The following is a 23,828-nucleotide window of genomic DNA, read 5'->3' as shown; positions in this document are numbered from 1 at the left end:
ACCATTTGATAATCTGGCGCTAGTTTTGTCTAGTCCCAACCCCGGGACTTTAAGATGAAAACTCGACGTTTGTCTACTTTCTTAGATTTTAAGTTGGCTAAGAACGAATAGTGTTTGACACAGCGCAGGAAAACTTACGCTCCCAACAGACGAAAAAACCCGCGACAGGCGCGGGTTTTATCGAAATCAGCAGGGGTTACTTGCCTTTCTTAATGTGCTTGATCAGACGCTTACGCTTACGCATCTGGTTCGGGGTCAGGGTGTTGCGCTTGTTAGCGAACGGGTTATCACCCTCTTTGAACTGGATACGGATCGGCGTACCCATAACGTCCAGCGATTTGCGGAAGTAGTTCATCAGGTAGCGCTTGTAGGAGTCCGGCAGGTCTTTCACCTGGTTGCCGTGGATCACCACGATTGGCGGGTTGTACCCCCCGGCGTGAGCGTATTTCAGCTTCACGCGGCGACCGCGCACCAGCGGCGGCTGGTGATCTTCCGCAGCCATAGTCATGATGCGGGTCAGCATCGCGGTGCTCTGGCGGCGAGTCGAGCTGTCATAGGCTTCGCGTACGGATTCAAACAGGTTACCCACGCCGCTGCCGTGCAGAGCAGAGATAAAGTGCACGCGGGCAAAGTCGATAAAGCCCAGACGGAAATCGAGGGTCTCTTTAACCTGCTCCCTCACTTCATTGCTCAGGCCGTCCCACTTGTTGACGACGATCACCAGCGAACGACCGCTGTTGAGGATAAAGCCCAGCAGGGAGAGATCCTGATCGGAGATGCCTTCCCGGGCATCGATCACCAGCATGACCACGTTGGCGTCTTCAATCGCCTGCAGGGTTTTGATTACCGAGAACTTCTCTACGGTATCGGTGATCTTGCCGCGCTTACGCACGCCTGCGGTATCGATCAGCACATATTCACGCTCGTCGCGCTGCATCGGGATGTAGATGCTGTCGCGAGTGGTGCCCGGCATGTCGTATACCACCACGCGATCCTCGCCGAGAATGCGGTTGGTCAGGGTTGATTTACCGACGTTAGGACGGCCAACGATAGCCAGCTTGATCGGCAGATCCAGCGGGTTGAAGTCATCTTCCGGCTCTTCAACCTCTTCACCGTTCTGCTCGGCCTCGAACTGCGCCCAGTAGGCCGCGTCTTCGTCCACCTCTTCCTCTTCACGCGGATCGACTTCCTGCATCCACGGCACCAGCACGTGCTCCAGCAGGCTGGTCACGCCACGTCCGTGGGAGGCGGCGATCGGGTGGATTTCGCCCAGGCCGAGGGAGTAGAAATCAAGGACAGCCTGGTCGGGATCGAGGCCGTCGGTTTTGTTAGCAACCAGGAAGGTCGGTTTTTCACGCGAGCGCAGATGCTTGGCAATGGCCTCATCGGCAGGCATCAGGCCTGCACGGGCATCCACCATAAACAGCACCACGTCCGCCTCTTCAATCGCCAGCAGCGACTGCTCGGCCATACGGGTTTCAACGCCGTCTTCCGTACCGTCAATACCGCCGGTATCGATACAGATAAACTCGCGGCCCTCGACCTCAGCCCGACCGTATTTACGGTCGCGCGTCAGCCCCGGGAAGTCCGCTACCAGCGCATCACGAGTACGCGTTAAGCGGTTAAAAAGGGTGGATTTGCCAACGTTCGGGCGTCCGACAAGCGCGACCACAGGAATCATGTTTAAAGCCTCATTCAAAAAATCATTGTCAACGTCGCCGATTCGCGCCGCTGGTAAATCAGTAAAAATTAAAAACAGTAAAACGGCCCCTGAAACAGGAGCCGTTTTTCAATGCTAACGACCGCCGTAATTAACGCGTAATCGCGTAGAGCGTACCGTCTTTCGCCTGGATCAGCAGCTTACCATCAGCGACAACAGGTTCGGTCAGCAGACCGGAGCTGTCAATTTTCTGCTGCGCCACGAAACGTCCGTCTTCCGGGTTGATCCAGTGCATATAGCCTTCGCTGTCACCGACCACGATAGATCCATTATACAACGCCGGCGAGGTTAGGTTACGGTGCAGCAGATCGCTTTGTGTCCAGAGCGTGACGCCGCCGTCAGTCGTCAGGGCCAGCACGCGATCGTTCTGGTCTACCAGGTAAATGCGGTTGCCGTCAACGATGAAATCGTTCACCGAGCCCAGCTCGCGTTTCCACATAATCTGGCCGCTGCGCAGATCCAGCGCGGTCAGGTTACCGTTGTAGGCCAGCGTATAGACCACGCCGTTTACCACAACCGGCGTCGTATCGACGTCGCTCAGACGATCGATCTCCGTTGCGCCGGTGGCCTGGGAGATACGCTGCTGCCAGATCATCTGGCCCTCTTTCAGCATCACCGCGCTGACGCGACCGTTATCGCCGCCGACAATCGCCGCACCAAAGGCCGGAGCCGGGGCGGATTCACCGCGCAGCGACAGGGCTGGCATATCAAGGTTAACGGTCCACTTCACTGCGCCATCGCTCTCGTTCAGCGCCTGCAGCTGGCCGTTGCTGGTATGGATCAGCACCAGGCCATCGCTCACGACCGGACGGGAAAGCACTTCCCCGGCGGCGGTAGTCTGCCAGGCCTGCGAGCCATCGTTGGTGTTCAGGGCATAGACCTGCGCCTTTTCACTGCCGACGTAGACGTGACCGCCTGCTACCGTCAGGCCGCCAGAGAGCAGCGCTGGACGGGTTGAGAACCAGCCGCTCTTCTCGGCCAGGCTAATAGACCACACCTCTTTGCCATCATCGGCATTGAGGGCTTTCACTGTCCCATGACGATCGGCAGCGTACACTACGCTGTCGGCAAACGCCGGGTGCAGGTTGGAATAGAAGTCGCCAATACCGTCGCCGACAGAGGTGCTCCACGCGGTGGACGGGTCAAATTGGTTCTCTACCGTCGGCAGCGGAGACATTTTGACAACGTCCTCTTCGCCGTTAAACAGAGAACAGCCGCTTAGCAAGGTGACCGACAGCAGCCCTGGCAGAAGTAATTTACGCAATTGCATCGGGTCCCTCTCAGATGGACAAATTATTGATTTTCATCTGCAACATTTCACTCAGCGCTGGAGAAGCGTCGCTCTTCGCGCCTGCTTCCCACGCGCTGCGCGCACCTTGCTTATCGCCCTTGCTAAGCAGGGCTTCACCACGCAGATCGGCTACGATGGCCGTCCAGCCTTCACCCTTGATTGACTCCAGGGTTTTCAGCGCCGCGTCAGCCTGCTTCAGCTGTACCTGAACGCGCGCCAGGCGCAGATTGATCACCGCTTTGAGGTTCTCATCACTGGCGGCGGCCAGGCCCTGTTGCAGCTGCGCTGCCGCTTTATCCAGCTGGTTGCTTTCTACAAACTGCTGGGCCAGCTCAAGGGAGGCAAAGGCACCGTAAGTGTTTTTCGTATCAGCCGCAAACCTCTCTGCGGCCGCCAGCGTCTCTGGCTTATCTGCCCGCAGCGCCGAGATGGCATTTTCATAGGCATAGGAGGATTCACGCACGGAATCATCCTGATGGCTTGTCCAGTAGCGCCAGCCTACCAGCGCGCCAACGCCTAAAATAACCCCAACGGCCAGCGCTTTGCCATTCTCGGCAAAGAAGCGTTTAATCGCATCAACCTGGTCGTGTTCGTTCTCGTAGATTTCCACGCAGTCCTTCTCCTAAACGATAATTCCCCGGGGAGATTAACCCAGTAGTGTGCGCACATGCGCGGCAACGCTATCCTGCGCTACGGTAGTCTGCTCACCAGAGCGTAAATCTTTTACCACCACGTTGCCGTCAGCCACTTCTGACTCACCCAGCACCAGCGCGACGCGAGCGCCCCACTTATCGGCACGGGCAAACTGTTTCTTAAAGTTGCCGCCGCCGTGGTTGGTCATCAATTTCACCTCTGGCACCGCATCGCGGACACGCTCAGCCAGCTGCAGTGCAGCGGCCTGGGTATCCGTACCTGATGCGACCAGGTATATATCGACAACCGGATCGGCATTAAATTCCGGATTAACTGCCTGAACTAACAAAACAAGTCGCTCCAGGCCCATCGCAAAACCTACCGCTGGGGTCGCACGCCCGCCGAGCTGTTCTACCAGGCCGTCGTAGCGGCCGCCTGCGCAGACGGTACCCTGCGAGCCGAGGCTGCTGGTGACCCACTCAAAAACGGTGCGGTTGTAGTAGTCGAGGCCGCGTACCAGACGCTGATTAACGGTATAAGCGATGCCAGCCGCGTCCAACAGTTTGCACAAACCGGCAAAGTGTTCGCGCGAGTCGTCGTCCAGATAGTCGCCCAGCGCCGGCGCATCGTTTAACAGCGCCTGCACGTCCGGGTTTTTAGAGTCCAGCACGCGCAGCGGGTTGCTGTACATGCGGCGCTTGCAGTCTTCGTCGAGCTTATCTTTATGCTGCTCAAGGAACGCTACCAGCGCATCGCGGTAGTTAGCACGCGCTTCCAGCGAGCCGATAGAGTTCAGCTCCAGGCTGACGTGATCGGCGATGCCCAGCGCACGCCACCAGCGGGCGGTGAGCAGGATCAGCTCGGCGTCGATGTCCGGGCCCTGCAGGCCAAAGACTTCACAACCCAGCTGATGGAACTGGCGATAGCGCCCTTTCTGCGGACGCTCGTAGCGGAACATCGGCCCGACGTACCACAGACGCTGCTCCTGATTGTACAGGAGACCATGTTCGATGCCGGCGCGTACGCAGCCCGCCGTACCTTCCGGACGCAGCGTCAGGCTATCGCCGTTGCGGTCGTCAAAGGTATACATCTCTTTTTCAACCACGTCGGTAACTTCACCGATGGCGCGTTTGAATAACGGGGTCTGCTCTACAATCGGCAAGCGGATTTCACTGTAACCGTAGCTGCCGAGCACGTTCTTAAGTGTGCCTTCAATGCGCTGCCAGATGGCGGTGTCGCCTGGCAGGTAATCGTTCATGCCGCGAATGGCTTGAATATTCTTTGCCACGTTTATTCTCTTTATAAATATAAAAATGAACCCTCAGGGCAAACCCGAACGTGCGGGCCCTGCGGGTTCAATCATACACGGGAAGCCAGCCGCTTCCCAGCGACGTTATTTTTCCAGCTGCTGAACGTCAATGCGGCGGGCTTCATCAAGCATAGAGGCCTTGGCACGGATACGCGCTTCCAGCTGGGCGATCATATCGCCGTTATCCAGCCGATCCTTACGCACGCCGTCTTCATACAGGCCGCTTTTCTTGTTGCCGCCGGTGACGCCGAGGGTAGAGACCAGCGCTTCGCCCGGGCCGTTCACCACGCAGCCGATGATCGAGACGTCCATCGGGGTGATGATATCTTCCAGGCGCTGCTCAAGGGCGTTAACCGTGCCGATAACGTCAAACTCCTGACGGGAGCAGGTTGGGCAGGCGATAAAGTTAATACCCCGAGCGCGGATGCGCAGGGACTTGAGAATATCGAAGCCCACCTTGATCTCTTCAACCGGATCCGCCGCCAGCGAGATACGCAGCGTGTCGCCGATCCCTTCTGAGAGCAGCAGCCCAAGGCCGATGGCAGATTTCACCGCGCCCGCGCGTGCGCCACCGGCTTCGGTGATCCCGAGATGCAGCGGCTGATCGATCTGCTTCGCCAGCAGGCGGTAGGACTCAACGGCGAGGAAGACGTCGGAGGCTTTAACGCTCACCTTGAACTGATCGAAGTTGAGACGATCCAGATGATCCACATGACGCATGGCGGATTCCAGCAGCGCCTGCGGCGTCGGCTCACCATACTTCTCCTGCAGATCCTTCTCCAGCGATCCGGCGTTAACGCCGATGCGGATCGGAATATTTTTGTCACGCGCGCAGTCCACAACGGTACGAATACGCTCTTCATTGCCGATGTTGCCTGGGTTGATGCGCAGGCAGTCGACGCCATACTCCGCCACCTTCAGCGCAATACGGTAGTCAAAGTGGATATCCGCGACCAGCGGAACGCTGACCTGCTGTTTGATGAGCTTAAAGGCTTCCGCCGCGTCCATGGTCGGCACGGAAACACGGACGATATCCGCGCCCACGCGCTCCAGAGCTTTGATTTGATTAACCGTCGCTTCCACATCCGTGGTACGCGTATTGGTCATTGACTGAACGGCGATAGGGGCACCATCGCCGATAGGTACATTCCCCACGTAGATGCGTTTCGATTTTCTACGCTGAATAGGGGCCTGGTTATGCATGAAAACTCTCCCGCGTTGCCCGTCAGTTACTGAGCTGCTGATTGTTCGGCATTGAGGGTCAGGCGCGCAACCTGGTTACTTCTGATAAAGCGGCTCAGATCGACGGGCTTGCCCTGGAACTGGATCTGCACGGCTGACGGTGCGCCAATTTTTAATTTATAAGGGGTCTGACCAGCCAGGTTCAGGTTAGCACCGCTGCGCTGGATGCCGCTGAACAGCTTCTTGCCGTTAGCATCGGTGACTTCCAGCCAGCAGTCGGCGGTGAAGGTCATGGCCAGCGCGTTGGCATCGGCGGTATTGGTTACAGCCGCCTGATCGGTTGGCAGCGGCGCTGCGCCCGGTGTGCTATTTGCCGCTGCGGTCACCGCAGGTGCAGTGGTGGCCGCAGGGGCAGTCACCGAGTCAACGTTAGCCTGAGACGGAGAGACCACGGCGTTTTGCGCGGTGGTCTGTGCTGGCGCGGTGGTAGTAGCCGTTGGCGGCGTCTGGATCGCCACCTCGGCTGGTGCGGTACCGGTGGTCTGCGCGTCAGCAGGCTCGGTTGGGTCGGTATTCAGGGGGACGCTTTGCGTTTCGTTGTTGGCGTTCAGTTCAGCAGAAGATTGATCGGCCATGGTGCTGATCTCTTCCTGCTGGGCTTTATGGTTCTGCCACCACCATGCGCCAGTCAGGCCAACCACGACAAAGACAATCAGCCAGGTGATACTCGACAGCCAGCCATCGCGCTTCTTGCGGCGTTTACCAAGAGAGAAAGACTGCATCGGGGCGACCTTAGCCGCTCTGACCGGAGCCTGTTTCTCCATCATCGGCAGCAGCTCTTCTTCCGGGATGTGCACGAGGCGTGCATAAGAGCGGATATAGCCCCGCAGGAAGGTGGAAGCCAATTCGGCAGGCGCTTTGTCTTCTTCGATATCGCGAACGGTGGAAACCTTGAGGCACAGGCGTTCAGCGACCGCTTGTTGGCTTAGCCCAAGTTGTTCACGGGCGTTGCGCAGACGAACGCCAGTGGTTTGTGTTGCATTTAGGTCTTGAGTGGCTTCAGTATTCATTCGCTACAGCTGCTGGTACGTGAGATGTAAAATCAGGTGCCGGTAAGTCACAATGCCCACCCGCACCGCGAAACTTCTGGGTCAGTTAACCTTAGACCGACAGTATAAGGCTGTCAGGCCGGGGATAACAGAACAGCTTTTACCTCAAGGGCTAAACTGTTGTTCCATCGTTACATACTGCCTTAAACACGACGGAAACGCACCGTAATTATTTATCGAAACTGTATATTTAGGTTACTTACGCCACGCGATTATGCTGCACGATCCCCGCTCGGGACCGTGCAGAAAGCATAATTAAACGGCCTTAACCGAAATTGTCTCGCCCTGCATACGCTTGCGTAAGGTGCGCTTGGTACGGTCGATCACCTCACCCGCCAGCTGACCGCAGGCAGCGTCGATATCATCACCGCGAGTTTTACGCACGATAGTGGTAAACCCATACTCCATCAACACTTTAGAGAAGCGATCGATACGGCTGTTTGAGCTACGGCCATACGGCGCGCCGGGGAAGGGGTTCCATGGGATCAGGTTGATCTTACATGGGGTATCCTTCAGCACTTCCGCCAGCTGGTGCGCATGCTCGGTTCCGTCGTTAACGTGATCCAGCATAACGTACTCGATGGTGACGCGGCCCTGATTAGCATTGGATTTGCTAATGTAGCGGCGCACGGCGTCGAGGAAGGTTTCGATATTGTACTTTTTGTTAATCGGTACAATTTCGTCACGGATTTCGTCCGTCGGCGCGTGGAGCGAAATGGCCAGCGCCACGTCAATCATATCGCCCAGCTTGTCGAGGGCCGGCACGACGCCAGAGGTCGACAGCGTCACGCGACGCTTGGAGAGGCCAAAGCCGAAATCATCCAGCATGATCTCCATCGCCGGAACGACGTTGTTCAGGTTGAGCAGCGGCTCGCCCATGCCCATCATCACCACGTTGGTGATTGGACGCGTACCGGTGACTTTAGCTGCGCCAACGATTTTCGCCGCGCGCCACACCTGGCCGATGATCTCAGAGACCCGCAGGTTACGGTTAAAGCCCTGCTGGGCGGTAGAGCAGAATTTACACTCCAGGGCGCAGCCGACCTGGGAAGAGACGCACAGCGTGGCGCGATCTTCTTCCGGGATGTAGACCGTCTCAACGCGCTGGTCGCCTACCGCGATCGCCCATTTAATGGTGCCATCAGTAGAGCGCTGCTCTTCCACAACTTCCGGGGCGCGGATCTCCGCGACCTCTTTGAGCTTGTTACGCAGCACCTTGTTGATATCGGTCATATCATCAAAGTTATCGCTGCAGTAGTGGTACATCCACTTCATCACCTGATCGGCGCGGAACGGCTTTTCGCCCAGGTTTTTGAAAAATTCGCGCATCTGCTGACGGTTGAGATCCAGCAGGTTGATTTTGGCGTCTTTGTTGGGAACCGTCGACACGACGATTTCAGGCGTAACAGTTTGTTCTGACATAATAGATTCCGGCCTCGTTGTTACACGTTGTGGCCCCTGGAGGGTTGAAAAAAGAAGCGCCCCGGTAAGCGGCTGCTCGTCCGGGGCGCTGCATTGTACAAATTCTACCGCACCAATGCCACGTCTGTCGGCGGCATTAGCGAAATAATTAACGCGTACGGGCACACACTTCATTTTCGCCGAAGAAGAAGGCGATTTCACGGGTAGCAGACTCAACGGAGTCAGAGCCGTGGGTGCCGTTCTCGGTGAAGCTGTCAGCGTAGTCGGCGCGCAGAGTACCGGCCAGCGCGTTGTCCGGGTTGGTCGCACCCAGCAGGTCACGGTGACGCTGTACGGCGTTTTCGCCTTCCAGCACGGATACCACGATCGGGCCAGAGGTCATGAACTCAACCAGACCATCAAAGAAAGGGCGACCTTCGTGCTCAGCGTAGAAGCCACGAGCCTGCTCAACGGTCAGATGCAGCATTTTGGTACCAACGATTTTGAACCCAGCGGATTCAAAGCGCGAAAAGATGCTGCCAATAACGTTTTTTGCCACCGCGTTCGGCTTGATGATGGAAAAAGTACGTTCAATTGCCATGATAACCTCTGTTATGTGTTTTGTTGTCGTGCATACACGCGTATGACCCGGCGCGAATTATAGAGAGCAACGTCACCCTTGCCTATGGATGAAGATAACATTTTTTTAAAATAAGATGAGTTTTAGCAACAGCCAGTCGCAAACTGGCGCTACAGCACCCGAAAAAGCACCGTCGCGGTCTGCCCTACCCCATCCATCACTACCAGCTGATACTCCCCTCGTTTCTCAAGGCGCAGGCTTAACGCTCGCCCATGGTTGTCCAGCGGCTCACCGTTGATAAACCACCAGCGCTCCCCCTCCCCACCCGTCGCCTGTAGCGGCAGGGAGACGTACGCCTCGCCGGGGAGGCGCTTCACTACGGCCCCCTCTCTTACGCCGGTAAGCAGCAGCGGAGGTGGGTACTCCTGCTGACGCGGTGGACAGGATACGGATGGCGCAGGCAGGCGGGCGGCGCGGCGCTCGCTGGCAGGCAGCCACGGCTCTAGCGGCAGAGGCCACACGACCAGGGTTTGCTGCCGGGCATCCGGGCAATCCGCCGCTACGCGCTGGCCCTGCGCATTGAGCCAGACCGGGAAGCGGATCCCGCGGATCCCCTCCTGCTGCGGCAGTAAAAGCGTGGGCGGCTCGCTCTTGTCCAGCAGCCAAGTCGCGAGACGGCGACGGCAGTTGCTGTCCCCGGCAGGCAAGCTCTGACCGCCGGGCCAGCAGATCACGCCCCGGCTAACCGACTCCGGGCGCGGATCGCGTGGCTGGCGGGCGACGTCCAGCGCCGAGCGAGCCTGGAGCATCGTGTTGACCTGATTAAGCAGCGGTACGGCGCTGGCAAAGCCAAACTGTCCAGCGACCGGAGTGCCGTCGGGCCGCCCGGTCCAGATGCCAATCACGTAGCGGGCGTTGATCCCCACCGCCCACGCATCGCGATAGCCATAGCTGGTGCCGGTTTTCCATGCCAGGGGAACAACCTGGCCAAGATCGGCATCGGGCAGCGGCTGCGCCTGAGAGGCAAGAATACGGCGGATAATCCACGCGGCTCCCGACGACATCAGCGGCCGCTCCACCAGCGGATCGTTCGGCTGCAAACGTAAATACCCAGCCTTGCCGTGGCGGGCAAAGGCGCTGTAGGCGGCGGTGATATCAGCCAGCGTCGCGCCTGCCCCGCCAAGGATCAGCGACAGATTCGGCTCGGCGCCGGCGGGCAGGGTCAGCGGCAGCCCGGCGTTGCGCAGTCGGGCGGCGAACCGCTTCGGGCCATAGGCCTCCAGTACCTGCACCGCAGGGAGATTAAGCGAGCGGACCAGGGCCTCGCTCATACTCACCGGACCGTGAAAGCCGCTGTCAAAGTTGCCGGGACGGTAATCTTCCGCCAGCCGAGGAACGTCCTGTAAGAGCGACGCCGGATGGATCAGCCCCTCATCCATCGCCAGCCCATAGACAAAGGGCTTGAGCACCGATCCGGGGGATCGGATGGCGGTGACCATGTCCACATGGCTGAAACGGGTGTCGTCGTTGATATCCACGGAGCCCACCCAGCCGCGCACCTTCATGGTGGTGTGATCGACAACGATCATCGCCAGCGAGCTGCGCGGTGGCAGCTGCGGTTTAACGTTGAGGGCCAACGCCTCCAGCTGGCGTTGCAGAGAGGCGTCGAGGGTAGTAATAATTTTGCTCTGCTTATCCCGGCCCGCCACACGCCGGGCAAAGAGCGGGGCAAGCTGCGGCATCTGCCGAGGTGCGAGCCAGACCGGCTCCTCGCGGGACTCGCGCACCTGCTGCGCCGACCAGACCTGCTGCGATGCCATACGCTCCAGCACCTTATCCCGTGCCGCCTGTGCCCGCTCGGGCCAGCGATCCGGGCGCAGGCGGCTTGGGGCCTGAGGCAGCACCGCCAGCAGCGCGGCCTCGGCATAGCTCAGCTGCGCCGGGGACTTGCCAAGGTAGGCCCAGCTAGCCGCGCCGACGCCCTGTAAGGTGCCGCCGAAGGGCGCGCGATTAAGATAGAGGGTCAGAATTTCACGCTTGGAGAGATGCCACTCCAGCTGCATTGCACGCCACAGCTGGCGCACCTTGCCGCCGAAGGTGCGTGGATGGGGATCGAGCAGCCGGGCGACCTGCATGGTGAGGGTGCTGCCGCCGGAAACCACCCGGGCCGAGCGCAGATCCTGCCAGGCGGCGCGGGCGATCGCCAGCGGGTTGACCCCAGGATGCGTCCAGAACCAGCGATCCTCATAGTGGATCAGCGCCTGTAAATAGCGTGGCGACACCTCTTCAATGGTCACCGGATAGCGCCAGATGCCGTCGGCGTCAGCAAAGCGCCACAGCGGCGTGCCGTCTTCAGCCACCACCACCCGCGCCGGATTGACCTCAGCGAGAGGCAGAGGCCAGATCCGATCCGCAAGCAGCAGCGCAATAAGCAGAGCAACCAGCGCCCCCGGCAGCAACAGCCAGCGGGAGCGCCCTATACGACCACGTTTCACGCTATGGCCGGACAATCAGCGGGCCGCTTGCTGCGCCCGTTGCCCGCCACTGGGGTACGTACATCGACTCGACCTGCGGCATCGGTACCTGATAGCTTCCCGGCGTAACGGCACGGGCCAGATAAACCAGCGTCACCGGCTGACCCTCGTTTACCGCTACCGCTGCCACAAAGCGATCGTCACGGAACTCCATATGCTGGATATCCGCCTGCTGCATCTGGTTAAGCAGGTTCTGCACCTCGCTGGCGCTCTCCTGCAGGCTGGCGCTGCTGCTGGCCAGGTTCTGGTTCTCCAGCTCCAGTCCGGCAGGCAGCAGATCAACCACCAGCGCATCCGGCACGCTCTGGCTGGCCTTCACCTCCAGCCAGACCAGCACCAGCTCGCCGCTCTTCAGCGCCGACAGCGATTTGCTCTTGCCGTCGGTGCCGAGGATCTGCCGTTCGATGTGCAAGACGTTTGATGACGGCGCTGGCGCGTACTGCGCATAGCCGCTGGTATCGAGACGCAGCCAGAGCGGCGCGCTGCCGGTGTTGGTTACCTGCAGCGCCGCGAGCGTATCCGCCGTCAGCGGCAGCGTCCGGGCACGGTCGCCGCTTAGCGCCTCCCCTGCGAGTGATGTCTGGGCCTGCCAGTTGCCTGGACTTGCCGCCAGGGCTCTGCCCGCCAGGAAGAGCGCGTTGCTCTCCTGGGTCGAGAGCCAGCGCTGACCAAATGCCTGCGCGGAGAGCGTGTGCAGCAGGCGGTTTTGTTCATTTGGCAGCAGGTTATTCTCCTGCAGCAGAGAGAGCATCAGGGCGTTATCCCGAATGGCGCTGCCGTAGTCCGCCAGCCAGCGGGTATCGTCCTGACGCGGCGTTTTTAACCCCAGCGCCACGGCCTGATCGCCTCGCTCACCGTCGCCCATCAGCTTCAGAGCAATGCCCACCTGCACCAGAGGCAGCCCTGATGCCGCCTGCTCATGGCGCTGCCAGATCTCACGCAGCGCGCCCAGGGGTGCTTTCTGCTGCTGGGCCAGTACCAGCCCGGCGTAGGCCTGCACGGCAAACTTACTTGCCTGATCGTTGTCGCTGTAGCGGATCGCCATCATGCCCGGATCCTGCAGATAGCGCAGGAGGCGATTGTTGGCCTGGGTCAGCGCCTCGGCGGGCACGCTGTAGCCCTGCTGACCGGCACGCACCAGGAAGTCGGTAACGTAGGCGGTAAGCCAGTACTCTTCCGGCCCGCCCTTATCCCAGAGCGCAAAGCCGCCGTCGTCGCGCTGCATCTGCAGCAGACGTGAGATGCCCGTCTCTACTGCAGCACGGCGTTTCTCATCGCTGTCACCGGCAATGCCCAGCGCCTTAAGCTGCGCGGCGTTGGTATAGAGCGACGGGAAGAGACCGCTGGCGGTCTGCTCCAGGCAGCCGTAGGGATAGGCCTTCAGCTCGCGAATATAGCGCGCCAGGTTCAGCGGCGGCTTGCCGCTCAGCAGCAGCTGACCTTGCAGCGTGGCAGGTGCGAACCCTGCCAGCAGATCGGCAGGTGCAGTCCAGCTCTGGCCTGGAGCCAGCATTGTCCCGGTGTTGACCGTCTGTGCAGGCCAGGCGGGACGCACGCCAATCTTCCACTGCTTGTGCTGCGGGGCGAAGGTTTCGTTAGGCAGCGTCAGGCCGCTAATCTGGGCGCTGATTTCGCCGTCACCAAAGCCATCTTTGGCAGCGATGGGTATGAAAATGGTGATCCGCGCCTGAGGCGCGAGGCTCACCGGGGCGGGCTGCTGGCTTTGCAGCTCCACGAGTCCGCTGGCGGTAAGCGCGACGTTCAGCGTCTGCGGGCTGTCGGTCAGGTTAGTGATATCCAGCGCCAGCCGGGTACTGTCTCCGCTGGCAAGGAAGCGCGGCGTATTCAGCTCGGCAATCAGCGGCGCGGCAACCACTACTTTGCTTTCAGCGCTGCCAAACTCATCCTCGCTCCAGGCCTGGGCCATCACCCGCAGCTCGCCGTTGAAATCACCGATCGGCAGGGTCACCGTGCCTTCGCCATGTTCATCCAGCGTCACCGGCTGCGCCTGCTGGGCGATGATATTGACGTGGTTAACCGGCGGCTTCCCGCCCCGGTTCAGCTCGTCGCCGTCGCCACCAAAGCGCAGCGTCGCCGCCCGGCCCTGGCCTTCAATCACCTGGCCGTAGATATCATAGATATCGGCCCCGTAGCGCTTCTGACCAAAGAAGGATTTCCACGGATCCGGCGTGACGTAGTCGGTAATATTGAGCACGCCGCTGTCGACCGCCGAGAGCAACACGTTCACCTTTTTCGGCATTTCACCTGAGCTCACGCTGGCCTTGACCTTAACGGTCAGCGGCTGGTCAGGGCGCATCTTCTGCGGACCGTCGAGGCTTACCGCCAGACGGCGGCCCTCATCGCCAAGCGGCAGATGGAGCAGGCCAACCGCACGCTTCGGCGTGGCGGCGCGGGACTTATCGCCGGGACGCACCACCAGCGTGCTGAGGTAGAGATCGTGGCGCTGCCAGGCTTTATCCACCGGGATAGCCAGATCCAGCCCCTCGGCCGGGACGTCGATCTCCTGCCACCACAGCGGACCATCGCTGGACTCCACCATTGCATAACCCTTACCGGCTGCGGGAGCAGCAATATGCAGCTGGATGGTATCGCCCGGCTGATAGGCGGGCTTGTCGAGCTTCAGGGTGACGCGGTCAGGACGCGCGGCATCCGCCCCCTCGTTGTTATCCTGCCAGCTGTAGCCTGCCCAGAAGCGCACGCTGCTGACGGTTTCATCTGGCGCTTTCACCTCAAGGCGATAGGAGCCCCACTCCACCGGGAAGCTGACCTTGCCGGTCTCATCCGCCGCCAGGTTGAGAGACTGCTCGCCCTCCACCAGATCCTTTTGATCGAACTGGGACTGCCAGCCGTCGCTCTCGGACCAGTTCCAGTAGTAGTCGCGACGCTCGCGGATCAGCCGCACCTGCAGATCGTTGACCGCTTTTTTCACACCGTTGGCATCAACATAGACAATGTCAAACCCGGCCTGGCCGTTCTCGTCAACCGTAGGCCGGTCAACGGTGGTATCGGTGCGGTAGTCATAAACGGATTTAGCCGCAAACTGCGGACGAATGCCCGGCAGCGCGGCGGCGGGCCAGATGGCCTGCTCGGCACGACGGGTTACCGGACGACCGCCGGACTCCAGCAGGCTCGCCTGGAGGATCAGCTGCAACGGCGAATGGGCCTCCTGCCACTGGCTTTCAGTTGTCACCTCGCCGTGGCCTTTCTCGTCCAGAGTGACCTGTACCTCATCGAGGCTGCGAGAGAGATTCTCCTCGGCAATGTTACCGAACTGGAAGCCCGGCAGCGCGGCAACAGCCTCGCGCAGCGGACGCAGGAACAGCTGTCCCTGTAGCGTGTTGCCGTTGGCGGGCGCGCCGTAGAGATAACGCCCCGTGACGTCGAAGCTGACGCTATCGGCCATCGCCAGCGGCGCTTTTTGCGCGTTGAGGTTGAGCGCCATGCGCTCCGGCATAAAGTCTTCCACCTGGAAGCGCCACTGCGGGCTCTGGTTATCCCCGGTATTGGCGCGAACGTGCCACATGCCGGTTGGCGCACCGGCATCCAGCGAGTAGGTAAACTGGTAGAGCGCCCCTTCCTGCGGCTGGCTTACGACGGTGCGCACCACCTGGCCGTCCGGCTTCACCACCTCCAGCTTCACTGGCTGGGCAGGGAGCGGCTTGCCGTCCCGGTCGCGCAGCAGCGCGTTGAGGATCACCGTTTCGCCAGGGCGATAGAGATCGCGTGGACCAAACATAAACAGCTGCTTGCTGTAGCCCGGCTCGCCGGCAATGGCGAACTCGGCCAGATCCAGCGCCGGTAGGGTTAAATCGAGCAGCGTGGTTTCGCCATCCTTGCGCGCCAGCAGCAGGGCGGCCTCTTTGTCAGTGCTGAGCACCGCATGGCCTTTGGCGTCGCTGGTGGCCTGGGCCAGGGTCTGCCCCTTCTCATTGAGCAGGGTGACCTCAACGCCCTCACCCGCTGCGCCGTTCTCCAGGCCCTGGGTAAAGACATCCAGCTGGTTATGGTAACGATGCACCGACAGGCCGATATTGCTCAGGGTAAACAGCGTGGCGGCATTGCTGTAGCTGTAGTGCCCGGCCTGATTCATAACGGCGATATAGACGCCCGCCTGTTGGAGTGGCTTGATCTCGGCCAGCGGCAGGAGCAGCTTCTCGCGGGTATTGCGCGTGGGGTTAAGATCGAAACGCCCGGTATAGACCAGATCCGCCATCTTCAGCAGCGTATCGGACTCCCAGTTAGTCAGGGAGTTGCGGTATTCCCACTGGCTGACAAAGGCCGTCAGCGACTCGGGCTTCACGCGGTAGAAGTTAACGTCGACGTTATTGACGTTGAGCGCCATCACCGGTAGCCCCTCGACTACCTTGCCCGGCAGCAATGAGCCCCGGCTGGCAAAGCCGACGCTCGGCTCCACGTCGCGGGTGGTAATGGTTTTTTCAAAACTGCTGCCGAAGGTCGCTTTGTTCAGCGCCACCAGCCCGCTATCAACGGAGACAATCAGCTCCCGGTTCGGCTCCAGATGACGGAAGCGCAGCTCTTTCAGGTTGGGTGCCAGCTCCCACGCTCCGTCCAGCTTGCCGCTCTTCTTATCGACAAGGTGCACCGTCTGGGAGAAGTCCTGGTCGGGATCGAGGGGGATATTGAAGGCCAGCACCAGGGTGGCTGCGCCATCAAGCTGCACCTCTGAGGCATCCTGCAGGGACAAGGTTTTACCTGCGCTCTGGGCAGCAAGCTTCTCCCGCTGGGCGCTGTCGACTTTAGCCACTGGCTTTGGATCAGCATCCGCGGCTTTGGTGACCGCCGCCTGTGGCGCGCCGCTATTATCACAGCCCGCTAAAAAAGAGGTAGCGACCAGCGCCATTGCAAGCGCAGTAAAACGTAACGGTTTCATTCCTTTATCCCTGCCGTTGATCGAGAGTCAGCCATAGTATGCGCCAGTTTTTGCACTAGCCAAAAGAGAATGAAAACTCTGGAAAGCGGCTCGCAATCTTTGCTTGACGGCAGGCCCAACTGTTACGTCGATCACAGCCCATAACGTTACATGTTACGTTAGCCGTCATTTGTTTTTAAAACAAGAAGATAGCTGGCGTAAAACCGCCTGGCGCTGCTAACGTTACTCTGTTATCGCACCTCCGTGCGCGGTTCATAATGAGAGACGACGATGAAAAGAGCCGTTAATGCCCTACAAAATTTTGGTAAGTCCCTTTACGGTCCAGTGCTGATTTTACCCATCGTCGGCCTGTTCATTGCCTTTGGTAATTTGCTGGGCAACGGCAATGTGGCGGAGTACCTGCCCTTCCTCGGCTACCCCTTTATTCAAAGCCTCGGCCAGCTGATGGCAAAATCGGCCGTGTCGGTGCTGGTCAACCTGGCGCTGGTCTTCGCCGTGGGGATCCCTGTGGGTCTGGCGGCGCGCGACAAGGGTTATGCGGCGCTGATCGGGCTGGTCACCTTCGTCGTCTTCATCAACGCCATGAACGTCACCCTGAGCCTACAGGGTGAGCTGGCGGCAGCGGATCAGATGAAGGCCGCCGGTCAGAGCATGGTGCTGGGCGTCCAGGTGCTGGAGATGGGCGTCTTTGCCGGGATCCTCACCGGCGCGCTCTCGGGCTACTTCTATAACAAATACTCCGGGGTGCAGTTCTCCGGCGCGATGGCGGTCTACTCCGGCCACTGCTTCGTGGCGATCATTATGCTGCCGGTCTCGATGCTGCTCGGCGTGATCATGAGCGAGCTGTGGCCTTTCGCCCAGCAGGGCATCAGCACCGCCGCGCTGGCAATCAAGGGCGCGGGGCCATTTGGCGTGGCGGTCTACGGTTTTCTGGAGCGCATTCTGGTTCCCACCGGCCTGCATCACCTGGTTTATACCCCATTCCTCTATACCGAACTGGGGGGCACGGCGGACGTCTGCGGCCAGACCTACCAGGGCGCGCGCAATATCTACTTTGCCGAGATGGCCTGCCCCTCGGTACACCAGCTGAGCAGCACCGTAGTATGGGATGCGCGCGGCATCAGCAAAATGTTTGGCCTGCCCGCCGCCGCGCTGGCGATGTACCTGACCGCTAAACCCGAGCGCAAAGCGGCAGCCAAAGCGATTCTGATCCCGGCGGCGCTCACCTCTCTGCTGGTAGGTGTCACCGAGCCGATTGAGTTCTCATTCCTGTTCGTCGCCCCGCTGCTGTTTGTTGTTCACGCGGTGCTGACCGGCATCGGCATGATGCTCTTCTATCTGCTTGGGGTTCACGCCATTGGCGCGAACGGCATTGTTGATTTCATTATCTACAACCTGCCGCTCGGCACCGAAAAATCCAACTGGCCGATGTATATCGTGGTCGGCCTGATTATGTTCGCCCTCTACTTTGTCATCTTCCGCTTCCTGATCCTGCGCTTCGATATGAAAACGCCGGGGCGCGAGGAGGAAGATCAGGAGACCCGCCTCTACAGCAAGCAGGAGTATCAGGCGAAAGGTGGCAACGACGGACTGGGCGAGGCCATTGTCGCCGGGCTGGGCGGGCGCGACAACGTTGAGGTGGTGGATAACTGCTATACCCGCCTGCGCGTAACGGTGAAAGACGTGGCGATGATCGACGAGCCACGCCTGAAAGCCACTGGCGCGAAGGGGGTGATCAAACAAGGCAATAACGTTCAGGTGGTCTACGGGCTGCACGTCAAAAAAATGCGAGAGGCCGTTGAGGCGTTTCTTTGAAGGAGGCACACATGCTTACCCCCCCATTTATTCTGTCCATCGCCGGCGGCGGCAGCACCTATACGCCAGGCATCGTCAAAAGCCTGATGGTGCGGCTGGAGGATTTCCCGCTGGCGGAGATCCGCCTCTATGATATCGATGAGGCACGTCAGCGCACGCTGGCCCCGGTGGTGGAGAAGGTGATCCGCGACCACAGCGACACGATTAAATTTATCGTTACCAGCGATGCCGAAACCGCCTTCAGCGGAGCACACTTCATCTTTGCCCAGATGCGCGTGGGCCAGTACAAAATGCGCGAGCAGGATGAGAAGATCCCCTTGCGCCACGGCGTAGTAGGCCAGGAGACCTGCGGGCCAGGCGGCCTGGCTTACGGCCTGCGCACCATTCTGCCGATGGTTGAGCTTATCGACCTGGTAGAGCAGTACGCGGATAAGAAGGCGTGGATTGTGAACTACTCTAACCCGGCGGCAATTGTGGCCGAAGGGGTACGTCGCCTGCGTCCTAACGCCCGGGTGCTGAATATCTGCGATATGCCGGTGGCGGCAATGCGTAACATCGGGGCCATTCTGGGGGTCGATCGTCACAAATTACAGGTGGACTACTTTGGCCTGAACCACTTCGGCTGGTTTACCCGCATCCTGGTGGACGGGGAAGACCGCCTGCCCGAGGTGCGTCGTCACGTGGCGCAGTTTGGCCTGCTCACCGAGGATGCCTCGAAGACCGATCCGCAGCACGCCGATCCCTCGTGGGTGAAGACCTGGCGCAACATTAAGCCGATCATGGATCACTTCCCTGACTATCTGCCGAACCCCTATTTGCAATATTACCTGATGCCGAACCAGATCGTTGAGCATCAGGATCCGCACCTGACTCGCGCTAACGAGGTGATGAACGGTCGCGAGAAGAAACTGTTTGCCGCCGCCGAAGAGTACCAGCGCACCGGGATCCTGCCGGATGCCTTCCACGTTGGCGTCCACGGAGCGTTTATCGTCGACGTCGCCTGCTCGCTGGCCTTTGATCTGCGCCAGCGTCATCTGGTGATCGTCGAAAACAAGGGAGCAATCGCTAACCTACCCTATGATGCCATGGTCGAGGTGCCGGCCTACATTACCGCCAACGGGCCGGAGCCAGTACGGATGGGCGCGGTACCGCTGTTCCACCAGACTCTGCTGATGCAGCAGCTGGCCTCTGAACAGCTACTGGTGGAGGCGACCATCGAAGGCAGCTATGAGAAAGCGCTCCAGGCCTTTACGCTGAACCGCACCGTGCCAACAATGCAGCATGCGAAGGCGATCCTCGACGATATGATCGAGGCGAACCGTGACTACTGGCCGCAGCTGCAAAAAGCCTGGCAGGATGGAGAATCGCTATAAATTTCTGAAGCCTGCTCGCGGCGTTGAGAGGGTAAACTTGTCGGTGTGAGAAAAAACACCGACAATCCTTTAATCAACACATTAAAGGAGGCCCACCTGCTATGACTACCTCATTCTTCGTTGCTGCCGACTGGCTGATTGAACACGGCGACTCTCCTGACGTACAGATTATTGATGCACGCATGGCACCGGTTGGCCAGGAGCACCGTGATATGCGCGCCGAGTACCGCGCCGGACACCTTCCGGGCGCGGTCTTTTTTGATATTGAGGCCCTCTCCGATCACACCTCTTCCCTGCCCCATATGATGCCGCGTCCAGAGGCGTTTGCCGTCGCCATGCGTGAGCTAGGCATAAGCAGCGACAAGCATCTGGTGATTTACGATGAAGGTAACCTCTACTCTGCACCCCGGGCGTGGTGGATGCTGAAAACCTTTGGCGTGGAGCAGGTATCGATCCTGGCGGGTGGCCTGGCAGGCTGGCAGCGCGACGAGCTGCCGCTGCAGCAGGGTGACGTAACGCTGCCCGAAGCTGAGTTTGAAGCCCACTTTGATGCCGACCGCGTGAAGCGCCTGACCGACGTGCTGCTGATCAGCCATGAGAAAACCGCCCAGCTGGTGGATGCCCGCCCTGCCCCGCGCTTCAACGCCGAAGCGGATGAGCCGCGTCCGGGACTGAAGCGCGGGCATATTCCCGGCGCGCTGAACGTGCCCTGGGGCGAACTGGTGTTTGAAGGTGAGTTAAAAACCACCGACGAGCTGAGCGCTGTCTTTGCCCGTCAGGGTGTCGATCTTAGCAAGCCGATCGTGGTGAGCTGCGGCTCCGGGGTTACCGCTGCCGTGGTGGCGCTGGCGCTGGAGACGCTGGGCGTCGACGGCGTTACGCTCTATGACGGCTCATGGAGTGAATGGGGCGCGCGGGACGATCTGCCCGTTGAACCAGCCTGAGCATGGACAACCGCCTTGCGCCGCTGCTGTCGCGCGGCGAGTCGCTGACCCGCGCGGAGTATCGTGTGCTGGCCCATCTCACCACCCACCCGCTTTTAGTGGGCAACATCACGGTGCGCGAGCTGGCGCAGGAGACCTTTGTCTCTACCGCTACCATTATGCGCCTGTGTCAGAAGCTGGGCTTTAGCGGCTACAGCGAGCTGATCTGGTACTGCAAGCAGCTGCTTGCCGATACACCGCACATCGCGGTCCCGGCGGATGAAACCGCCGATCTCTCGCTGCGGTTTAACCAGTTTATCGCTAACTATCAGCAGACCTTTCGCTGGGCCACGGAAGAGAAGCGCCGCTTTTTCGCCGACCTGCTGCGCGAGAAAGAGAGCTTTTTTCTCTACGGGGCGGGGTTCTCCTATCTCTTTGCCGAGTATCTCACCAAGAAGTTGCAGGTGCTGGGCAAGACGGCGTTTATCTCCGGTCCGGGGGACAGCCGCAATATTTTCCTCAGCAACGCCGCCCGCTATGAGGTGTTTATTGCCGTCTCCCGCAGCGGTGAGACAGAGCAGGTGCTGGATAAGGCGCGGATCGCGAAAAACGTTGGCATGACCATCGTGGCCTTTACCCGCGCCTCAGCCAATAGCCTGGCGGGCATGGCGGATCTCCATTTCGGGCTGTATGACGAGGCGGTGCATTTCGCCGCCGAAGCCGCAGGGGTAACCTCGTTCGAGTCGAACCTGGTGCTGCTGATGGATTTGCTGCTGCTGGAAGCGACGGGGTGAACGCTCACCCCGTCAGAGAGACTAGATAATACGCTGCTTGAAGTCGCGCAGGAAGCTGCCCCAGCGCCGCTCGTAGAAGGGCGTAATGTGCGCCAGCATAAAGTGGCTGATGCCCTTCTCGCCTTCGGCAACCAGGCAGATGTCGACAGGCTCATCGCCCGGCAGCGTGTCGGTGGCAACGCTGCCGGCTGACTGGATTATCGCCTCGATGTCGCTGTCAGCCTCGGTTTCGATTCCAATGAGCAGGTTGGGCCGGGCGTCAGCCTCCTCTTTGATAGAGCAGAGAAACGCCCGCTTGACCGTTTTCATGGTCTTAAACAGCGTCGTCAACGAGTCAACCATCTGCGCAGGCGGCTCGGCCACCTCGGAAAGCAGCAGCGCGCTGCCGCCCTCAATGACCTTCTGCTGGCTGAGGGGGTTACCCTCCTCTTTCCCCACCAGGTGGCTGATCTCACTCGGCGTAAACTCTTTGCCCGTCGGCAGCTTGGCGTTGAGGAACAGCGTTTCGCCGAGAGTCATCTCAAACAGGGTACGCACCGGCATCACCACGAAGGCCTGCTCATCCTCAACCGCCTGCTGCAACGCCTCAAGGGAGGTGAAGAACGGGATCACCGAGGTGCCGTCGTCCTTCTCCCAGTGCTGAATATCCACGGCGCTATCTTCAACCACCGTCTGGCCCTCTGCCGCCGTACCGGGAACCCAGACGGTGGAGGTCATCAGCGTGCGGAAGAACGCAGGACGGTGGCCCGGCTCGGTCGCCGCCTGCTCAAGCAGGGTCTCTAATTCGTTTTTCGTTTCAGACATAAAATGAGTCATTCACACATGCCGGGTGGCGCTACGCTTACCCGGCCTACGTAACAGGTAGGCCCATGCAAGCGCAGCGCCGCCGGGCGTAGCAATTATTCCGCTGTTAACAGGTTGGCGATGGTACGCACGCCCAGACCGGTTGCCCCAGCAGCCCACTGATCCACAGCCGCTTTACGGTAGGTGGCAGAGCAGTCGATATGCAGCCAGCCTTCGCGGTAGTTCTCAACGAAGTGGGAGAGGAAACCGGCGGCGGTGCTGGCTCCAGCCGGGAAGGCGGCGCTAGCGGTGTTGTTCAGTTCAGCAAAGTTAGACGGCAGCTGGCTGCGGTGGAACTCTGCCAGCGGCAGACGCCAGAACGGCTCGTTCTCCGCGCTGGCGCTGGCCAGCAGGCGATTAGCCAGCTTGTCATCAAAGCTCAGCAGCGCGTGGTAGTCGTTGCCGAGGGCGGTTTTTGCCGCGCCGGTCAGCGTTGCCGCGTCGATAATCAGCTCTGGATTTTGCTTCACCGCGTCGATCAGGCCATCGGCTAGCACCAGGCGGCCTTCGGCATCGGTATTCATGATCTCAACGGTTTTGCCGTTGCGATAGCGAATGATGTCGCCAAGCTTGAAGGCGTTGCCGCTGATCAGGTTATCTGCGCAGCAGAGATAGAGCTTCACGCGCTTGTTCAGGCCGCGCGTAATGGCAAACGCCAGCGCGCCGGTGACCATGGCCGCGCCGCCCATATCGGACTTCATCGAGTCCATAAAAGCGCTCTGCTTGATGCTGTAGCCACCGGAGTCAAAGGTGACGCCTTTGCCGACCAGGCAGGCATAGACCGGGGCGTTTTTATCGCCGGTGGGGTTGTAGTCCAGCGCCAGCAAAACCGGCGTGCGCTCGGAGCCACGGCCAACGGTGTAGATCCCCATGTAGTTCTGCTCCCGCAGATCTTCGCCTTTGGTGATGCGGTAGGAGATGTTCTCTCCGCCCACGCCGCTCAGCAGATCCACCGCACGCTGGGCCAGCTGCTCCGGCCCCAGCTCTTCGGGAGAGGCGTTGATGGCATCGCGCACCCAATCGATAACGTTGCGGCGGCTCTCCAGCTCTTTCTGCTGGGCGTCATCCAGCGTAGCCCACTCAATTTTGCGGCTGCCTTTCGGCCCTCTGTAGCCCTGCCAGAATGCCCAGCTGCGATCGACGTCCCAGCCCTCGCCTGCCAGCTGGACGTGCTTGATGCCCATGCCGTCGATTTTACGCGCCGCACGCTGGATCAGGCCCAGATTGTCTGCGCCGGTAAGGTGCAGCGCAACGCCGTCACTGTTAATACTGTAAGCTGCTTTCTCGCCCCAGCGCGCATCGGCGGGCTGAGTCGTCAGGGTAATTTTCATGGCTTCGGTTGTCATTATTCTGTCCTTATGATCAAGCCTGCAATGTGAAAACGGGCTACCCGAAGGCAGCCCGCTATG

16 protein-coding genes are annotated in these 23,828 nt (G+C 59.9%); 4 read left to right on the top strand and 12 right to left on the bottom strand.

The genetic code is table 11. The features are described 5' to 3' along the window. Positions 1–196: 196 nt before the first annotated feature. From der to EV102420_RS03720, 10 genes are all read right to left on the bottom strand, one after another. The gene (gene der / locus EV102420_RS03765) at positions 197–1,681 is read right to left on the bottom strand and encodes a ribosome biogenesis GTPase Der (protein WP_042389094.1); all 1,485 of its coding nucleotides are present in this window, start codon (positions 1,679–1,681) and stop codon (positions 197–199) included. 130 nt (positions 1,682–1,811) lie between these two features. Beyond that, positions 1,812–2,990, bottom strand: a complete 1,179-nt coding sequence (gene bamB, locus EV102420_RS03760; protein ID WP_042389091.1) for an outer membrane protein assembly factor BamB — start codon at positions 2,988–2,990, stop codon at positions 1,812–1,814. A gap of 10 nt (positions 2,991–3,000) precedes the next feature. Then, positions 3,001–3,621: a YfgM family protein gene (locus EV102420_RS03755; protein WP_042389088.1), complete on the bottom strand. Its 621-nt coding sequence runs from the start codon at positions 3,619–3,621 to the stop codon at positions 3,001–3,003. 36 nt (positions 3,622–3,657) lie between these two features. After that, entirely contained in the window at positions 3,658–4,932 is a 1,275-nt protein-coding gene (hisS, locus tag EV102420_RS03750) for a histidine--tRNA ligase (RefSeq protein ID WP_042389086.1), read from the bottom strand. 105 nt (positions 4,933–5,037) lie between these two features. Further along, positions 5,038–6,156 carry a flavodoxin-dependent (E)-4-hydroxy-3-methylbut-2-enyl-diphosphate synthase gene (ispG, locus tag EV102420_RS03745; protein ID WP_042389083.1) on the bottom strand — a complete coding sequence of 373 codons (1,119 nt, stop codon included), beginning with the start codon at positions 6,154–6,156 and terminating at the stop codon, positions 5,038–5,040. A gap of 26 nt (positions 6,157–6,182) precedes the next feature. Then, entirely contained in the window at positions 6,183–7,205 is a 1,023-nt protein-coding gene (gene rodZ / locus EV102420_RS03740) for a cytoskeleton protein RodZ (RefSeq protein ID WP_042389080.1), read from the bottom strand. A 294-nt stretch (positions 7,206–7,499) separates the two neighbouring features. Then, positions 7,500–8,666, bottom strand: coding sequence for a dual-specificity RNA methyltransferase RlmN (rlmN, locus tag EV102420_RS03735; protein ID WP_042389077.1), 1,167 nt, complete (start codon positions 8,664–8,666; stop codon positions 7,500–7,502). Positions 8,667–8,814: 148 nt separating this feature from the next. Continuing rightward, entirely contained in the window at positions 8,815–9,246 is a 432-nt protein-coding gene (ndk, locus tag EV102420_RS03730; RefSeq protein ID WP_042389074.1) for a nucleoside-diphosphate kinase, read from the bottom strand. A 149-nt stretch (positions 9,247–9,395) separates the two neighbouring features. Further along, positions 9,396–11,720, bottom strand: a complete 2,325-nt coding sequence (gene pbpC / locus EV102420_RS03725) for a peptidoglycan glycosyltransferase PbpC (RefSeq protein ID WP_042389071.1) — start codon at positions 11,718–11,720, stop codon at positions 9,396–9,398. Between the two features lies 1 nt (position 11,721). Continuing rightward, on the bottom strand, positions 11,722–16,671 hold the full coding sequence (locus EV102420_RS03720; protein ID WP_042389068.1) for an alpha-2-macroglobulin family protein: 4,950 nt from the start codon (positions 16,669–16,671) through the stop codon (positions 11,722–11,724). A gap of 270 nt (positions 16,672–16,941) precedes the next feature. Between EV102420_RS03720 and EV102420_RS03715 the strand changes: the two genes are divergently transcribed. From EV102420_RS03715 to EV102420_RS03700, 4 genes are all read left to right on the top strand, one after another. Beyond that, on the top strand, positions 16,942–18,486 hold the full coding sequence (locus EV102420_RS03715) for a PTS transporter subunit EIIC (protein ID WP_042389065.1): 1,545 nt from the start codon (positions 16,942–16,944) through the stop codon (positions 18,484–18,486). 11 nt (positions 18,487–18,497) lie between these two features. Continuing rightward, complete coding sequence (locus EV102420_RS03710; protein WP_042389062.1) at positions 18,498–19,859, top strand: 6-phospho-alpha-glucosidase; 1,362 nt, start codon at positions 18,498–18,500, stop codon at positions 19,857–19,859. 101 nt (positions 19,860–19,960) lie between these two features. Next, positions 19,961–20,803, top strand: coding sequence for a 3-mercaptopyruvate sulfurtransferase (gene sseA / locus EV102420_RS03705; RefSeq protein WP_042389059.1), 843 nt, complete (start codon positions 19,961–19,963; stop codon positions 20,801–20,803). 2 nt (positions 20,804–20,805) lie between these two features. Continuing rightward, positions 20,806–21,576, top strand: coding sequence for a MurR/RpiR family transcriptional regulator (locus tag EV102420_RS03700; RefSeq protein ID WP_042389057.1), 771 nt, complete (start codon positions 20,806–20,808; stop codon positions 21,574–21,576). Between the two features lie 21 nt (positions 21,577–21,597). On the opposite strand, the gene sseB is transcribed toward EV102420_RS03700, so the two are convergent. Then, positions 21,598–22,380, bottom strand: a complete 783-nt coding sequence (gene sseB / locus EV102420_RS03695; protein ID WP_042389122.1) for an enhanced serine sensitivity protein SseB — start codon at positions 22,378–22,380, stop codon at positions 21,598–21,600. 95 nt (positions 22,381–22,475) lie between these two features. After that, a complete protein-coding gene (gene pepB / locus EV102420_RS03690) occupies positions 22,476–23,765 on the bottom strand; it encodes an aminopeptidase PepB (RefSeq protein WP_042389053.1) in 1,290 nt (429 codons plus the stop codon). Positions 23,766–23,828: the final 63 nt, after the last annotated feature.

It is taken from the genome of Pseudescherichia vulneris NBRC 102420 (genome assembly GCF_000759795.1).
Taxonomy (GTDB): Bacteria; Pseudomonadota; Gammaproteobacteria; order Enterobacterales; family Enterobacteriaceae; genus Pseudescherichia; species Pseudescherichia vulneris.
The sequence above is the reverse complement of the archived record's forward strand: the minus strand, read 5'-3'. Positions and strand labels throughout refer to the sequence as shown.

What these genes read in the sequence shown, in the direction of transcription:
- bamB (WP_042389091.1), bottom strand. Translation starts at nt 2,990, where the DNA reads ATGCAATTGCGTAAATTACTTCTGCCAGGGCTGCTGTCGGTCACCTTG.
- pepB (WP_042389053.1), bottom strand. Translation starts at nt 23,765, where the DNA reads ATGACAACCGAAGCCATGAAAATTACCCTGACGACTCAGCCCGCCGAT.
- rlmN (WP_042389077.1), bottom strand. Translation starts at nt 8,666, where the DNA reads ATGTCAGAACAAACTGTTACGCCTGAAATCGTCGTGTCGACGGTTCCC.
- EV102420_RS03720 (WP_042389068.1), bottom strand. Translation starts at nt 16,671, where the DNA reads ATGAAACCGTTACGTTTTACTGCGCTTGCAATGGCGCTGGTCGCTACC.
- EV102420_RS03710 (WP_042389062.1), top strand. Translation starts at nt 18,498, where the DNA reads ATGCTTACCCCCCCATTTATTCTGTCCATCGCCGGCGGCGGCAGCACC.
- EV102420_RS03700 (WP_042389057.1), top strand. Translation starts at nt 20,806, where the DNA reads ATGGACAACCGCCTTGCGCCGCTGCTGTCGCGCGGCGAGTCGCTGACC.
- ispG (WP_042389083.1), bottom strand. Translation starts at nt 6,156, where the DNA reads ATGCATAACCAGGCCCCTATTCAGCGTAGAAAATCGAAACGCATCTAC.
- sseA (WP_042389059.1), top strand. Translation starts at nt 19,961, where the DNA reads ATGACTACCTCATTCTTCGTTGCTGCCGACTGGCTGATTGAACACGGC.
- rodZ (WP_042389080.1), bottom strand. Translation starts at nt 7,205, where the DNA reads ATGAATACTGAAGCCACTCAAGACCTAAATGCAACACAAACCACTGGC.
- sseB (WP_042389122.1), bottom strand. Translation starts at nt 22,380, where the DNA reads ATGTCTGAAACGAAAAACGAATTAGAGACCCTGCTTGAGCAGGCGGCG.
- der (WP_042389094.1), bottom strand. Translation starts at nt 1,681, where the DNA reads ATGATTCCTGTGGTCGCGCTTGTCGGACGCCCGAACGTTGGCAAATCC.
- ndk (WP_042389074.1), bottom strand. Translation starts at nt 9,246, where the DNA reads ATGGCAATTGAACGTACTTTTTCCATCATCAAGCCGAACGCGGTGGCA.
- EV102420_RS03715 (WP_042389065.1), top strand. Translation starts at nt 16,942, where the DNA reads ATGAAAAGAGCCGTTAATGCCCTACAAAATTTTGGTAAGTCCCTTTAC.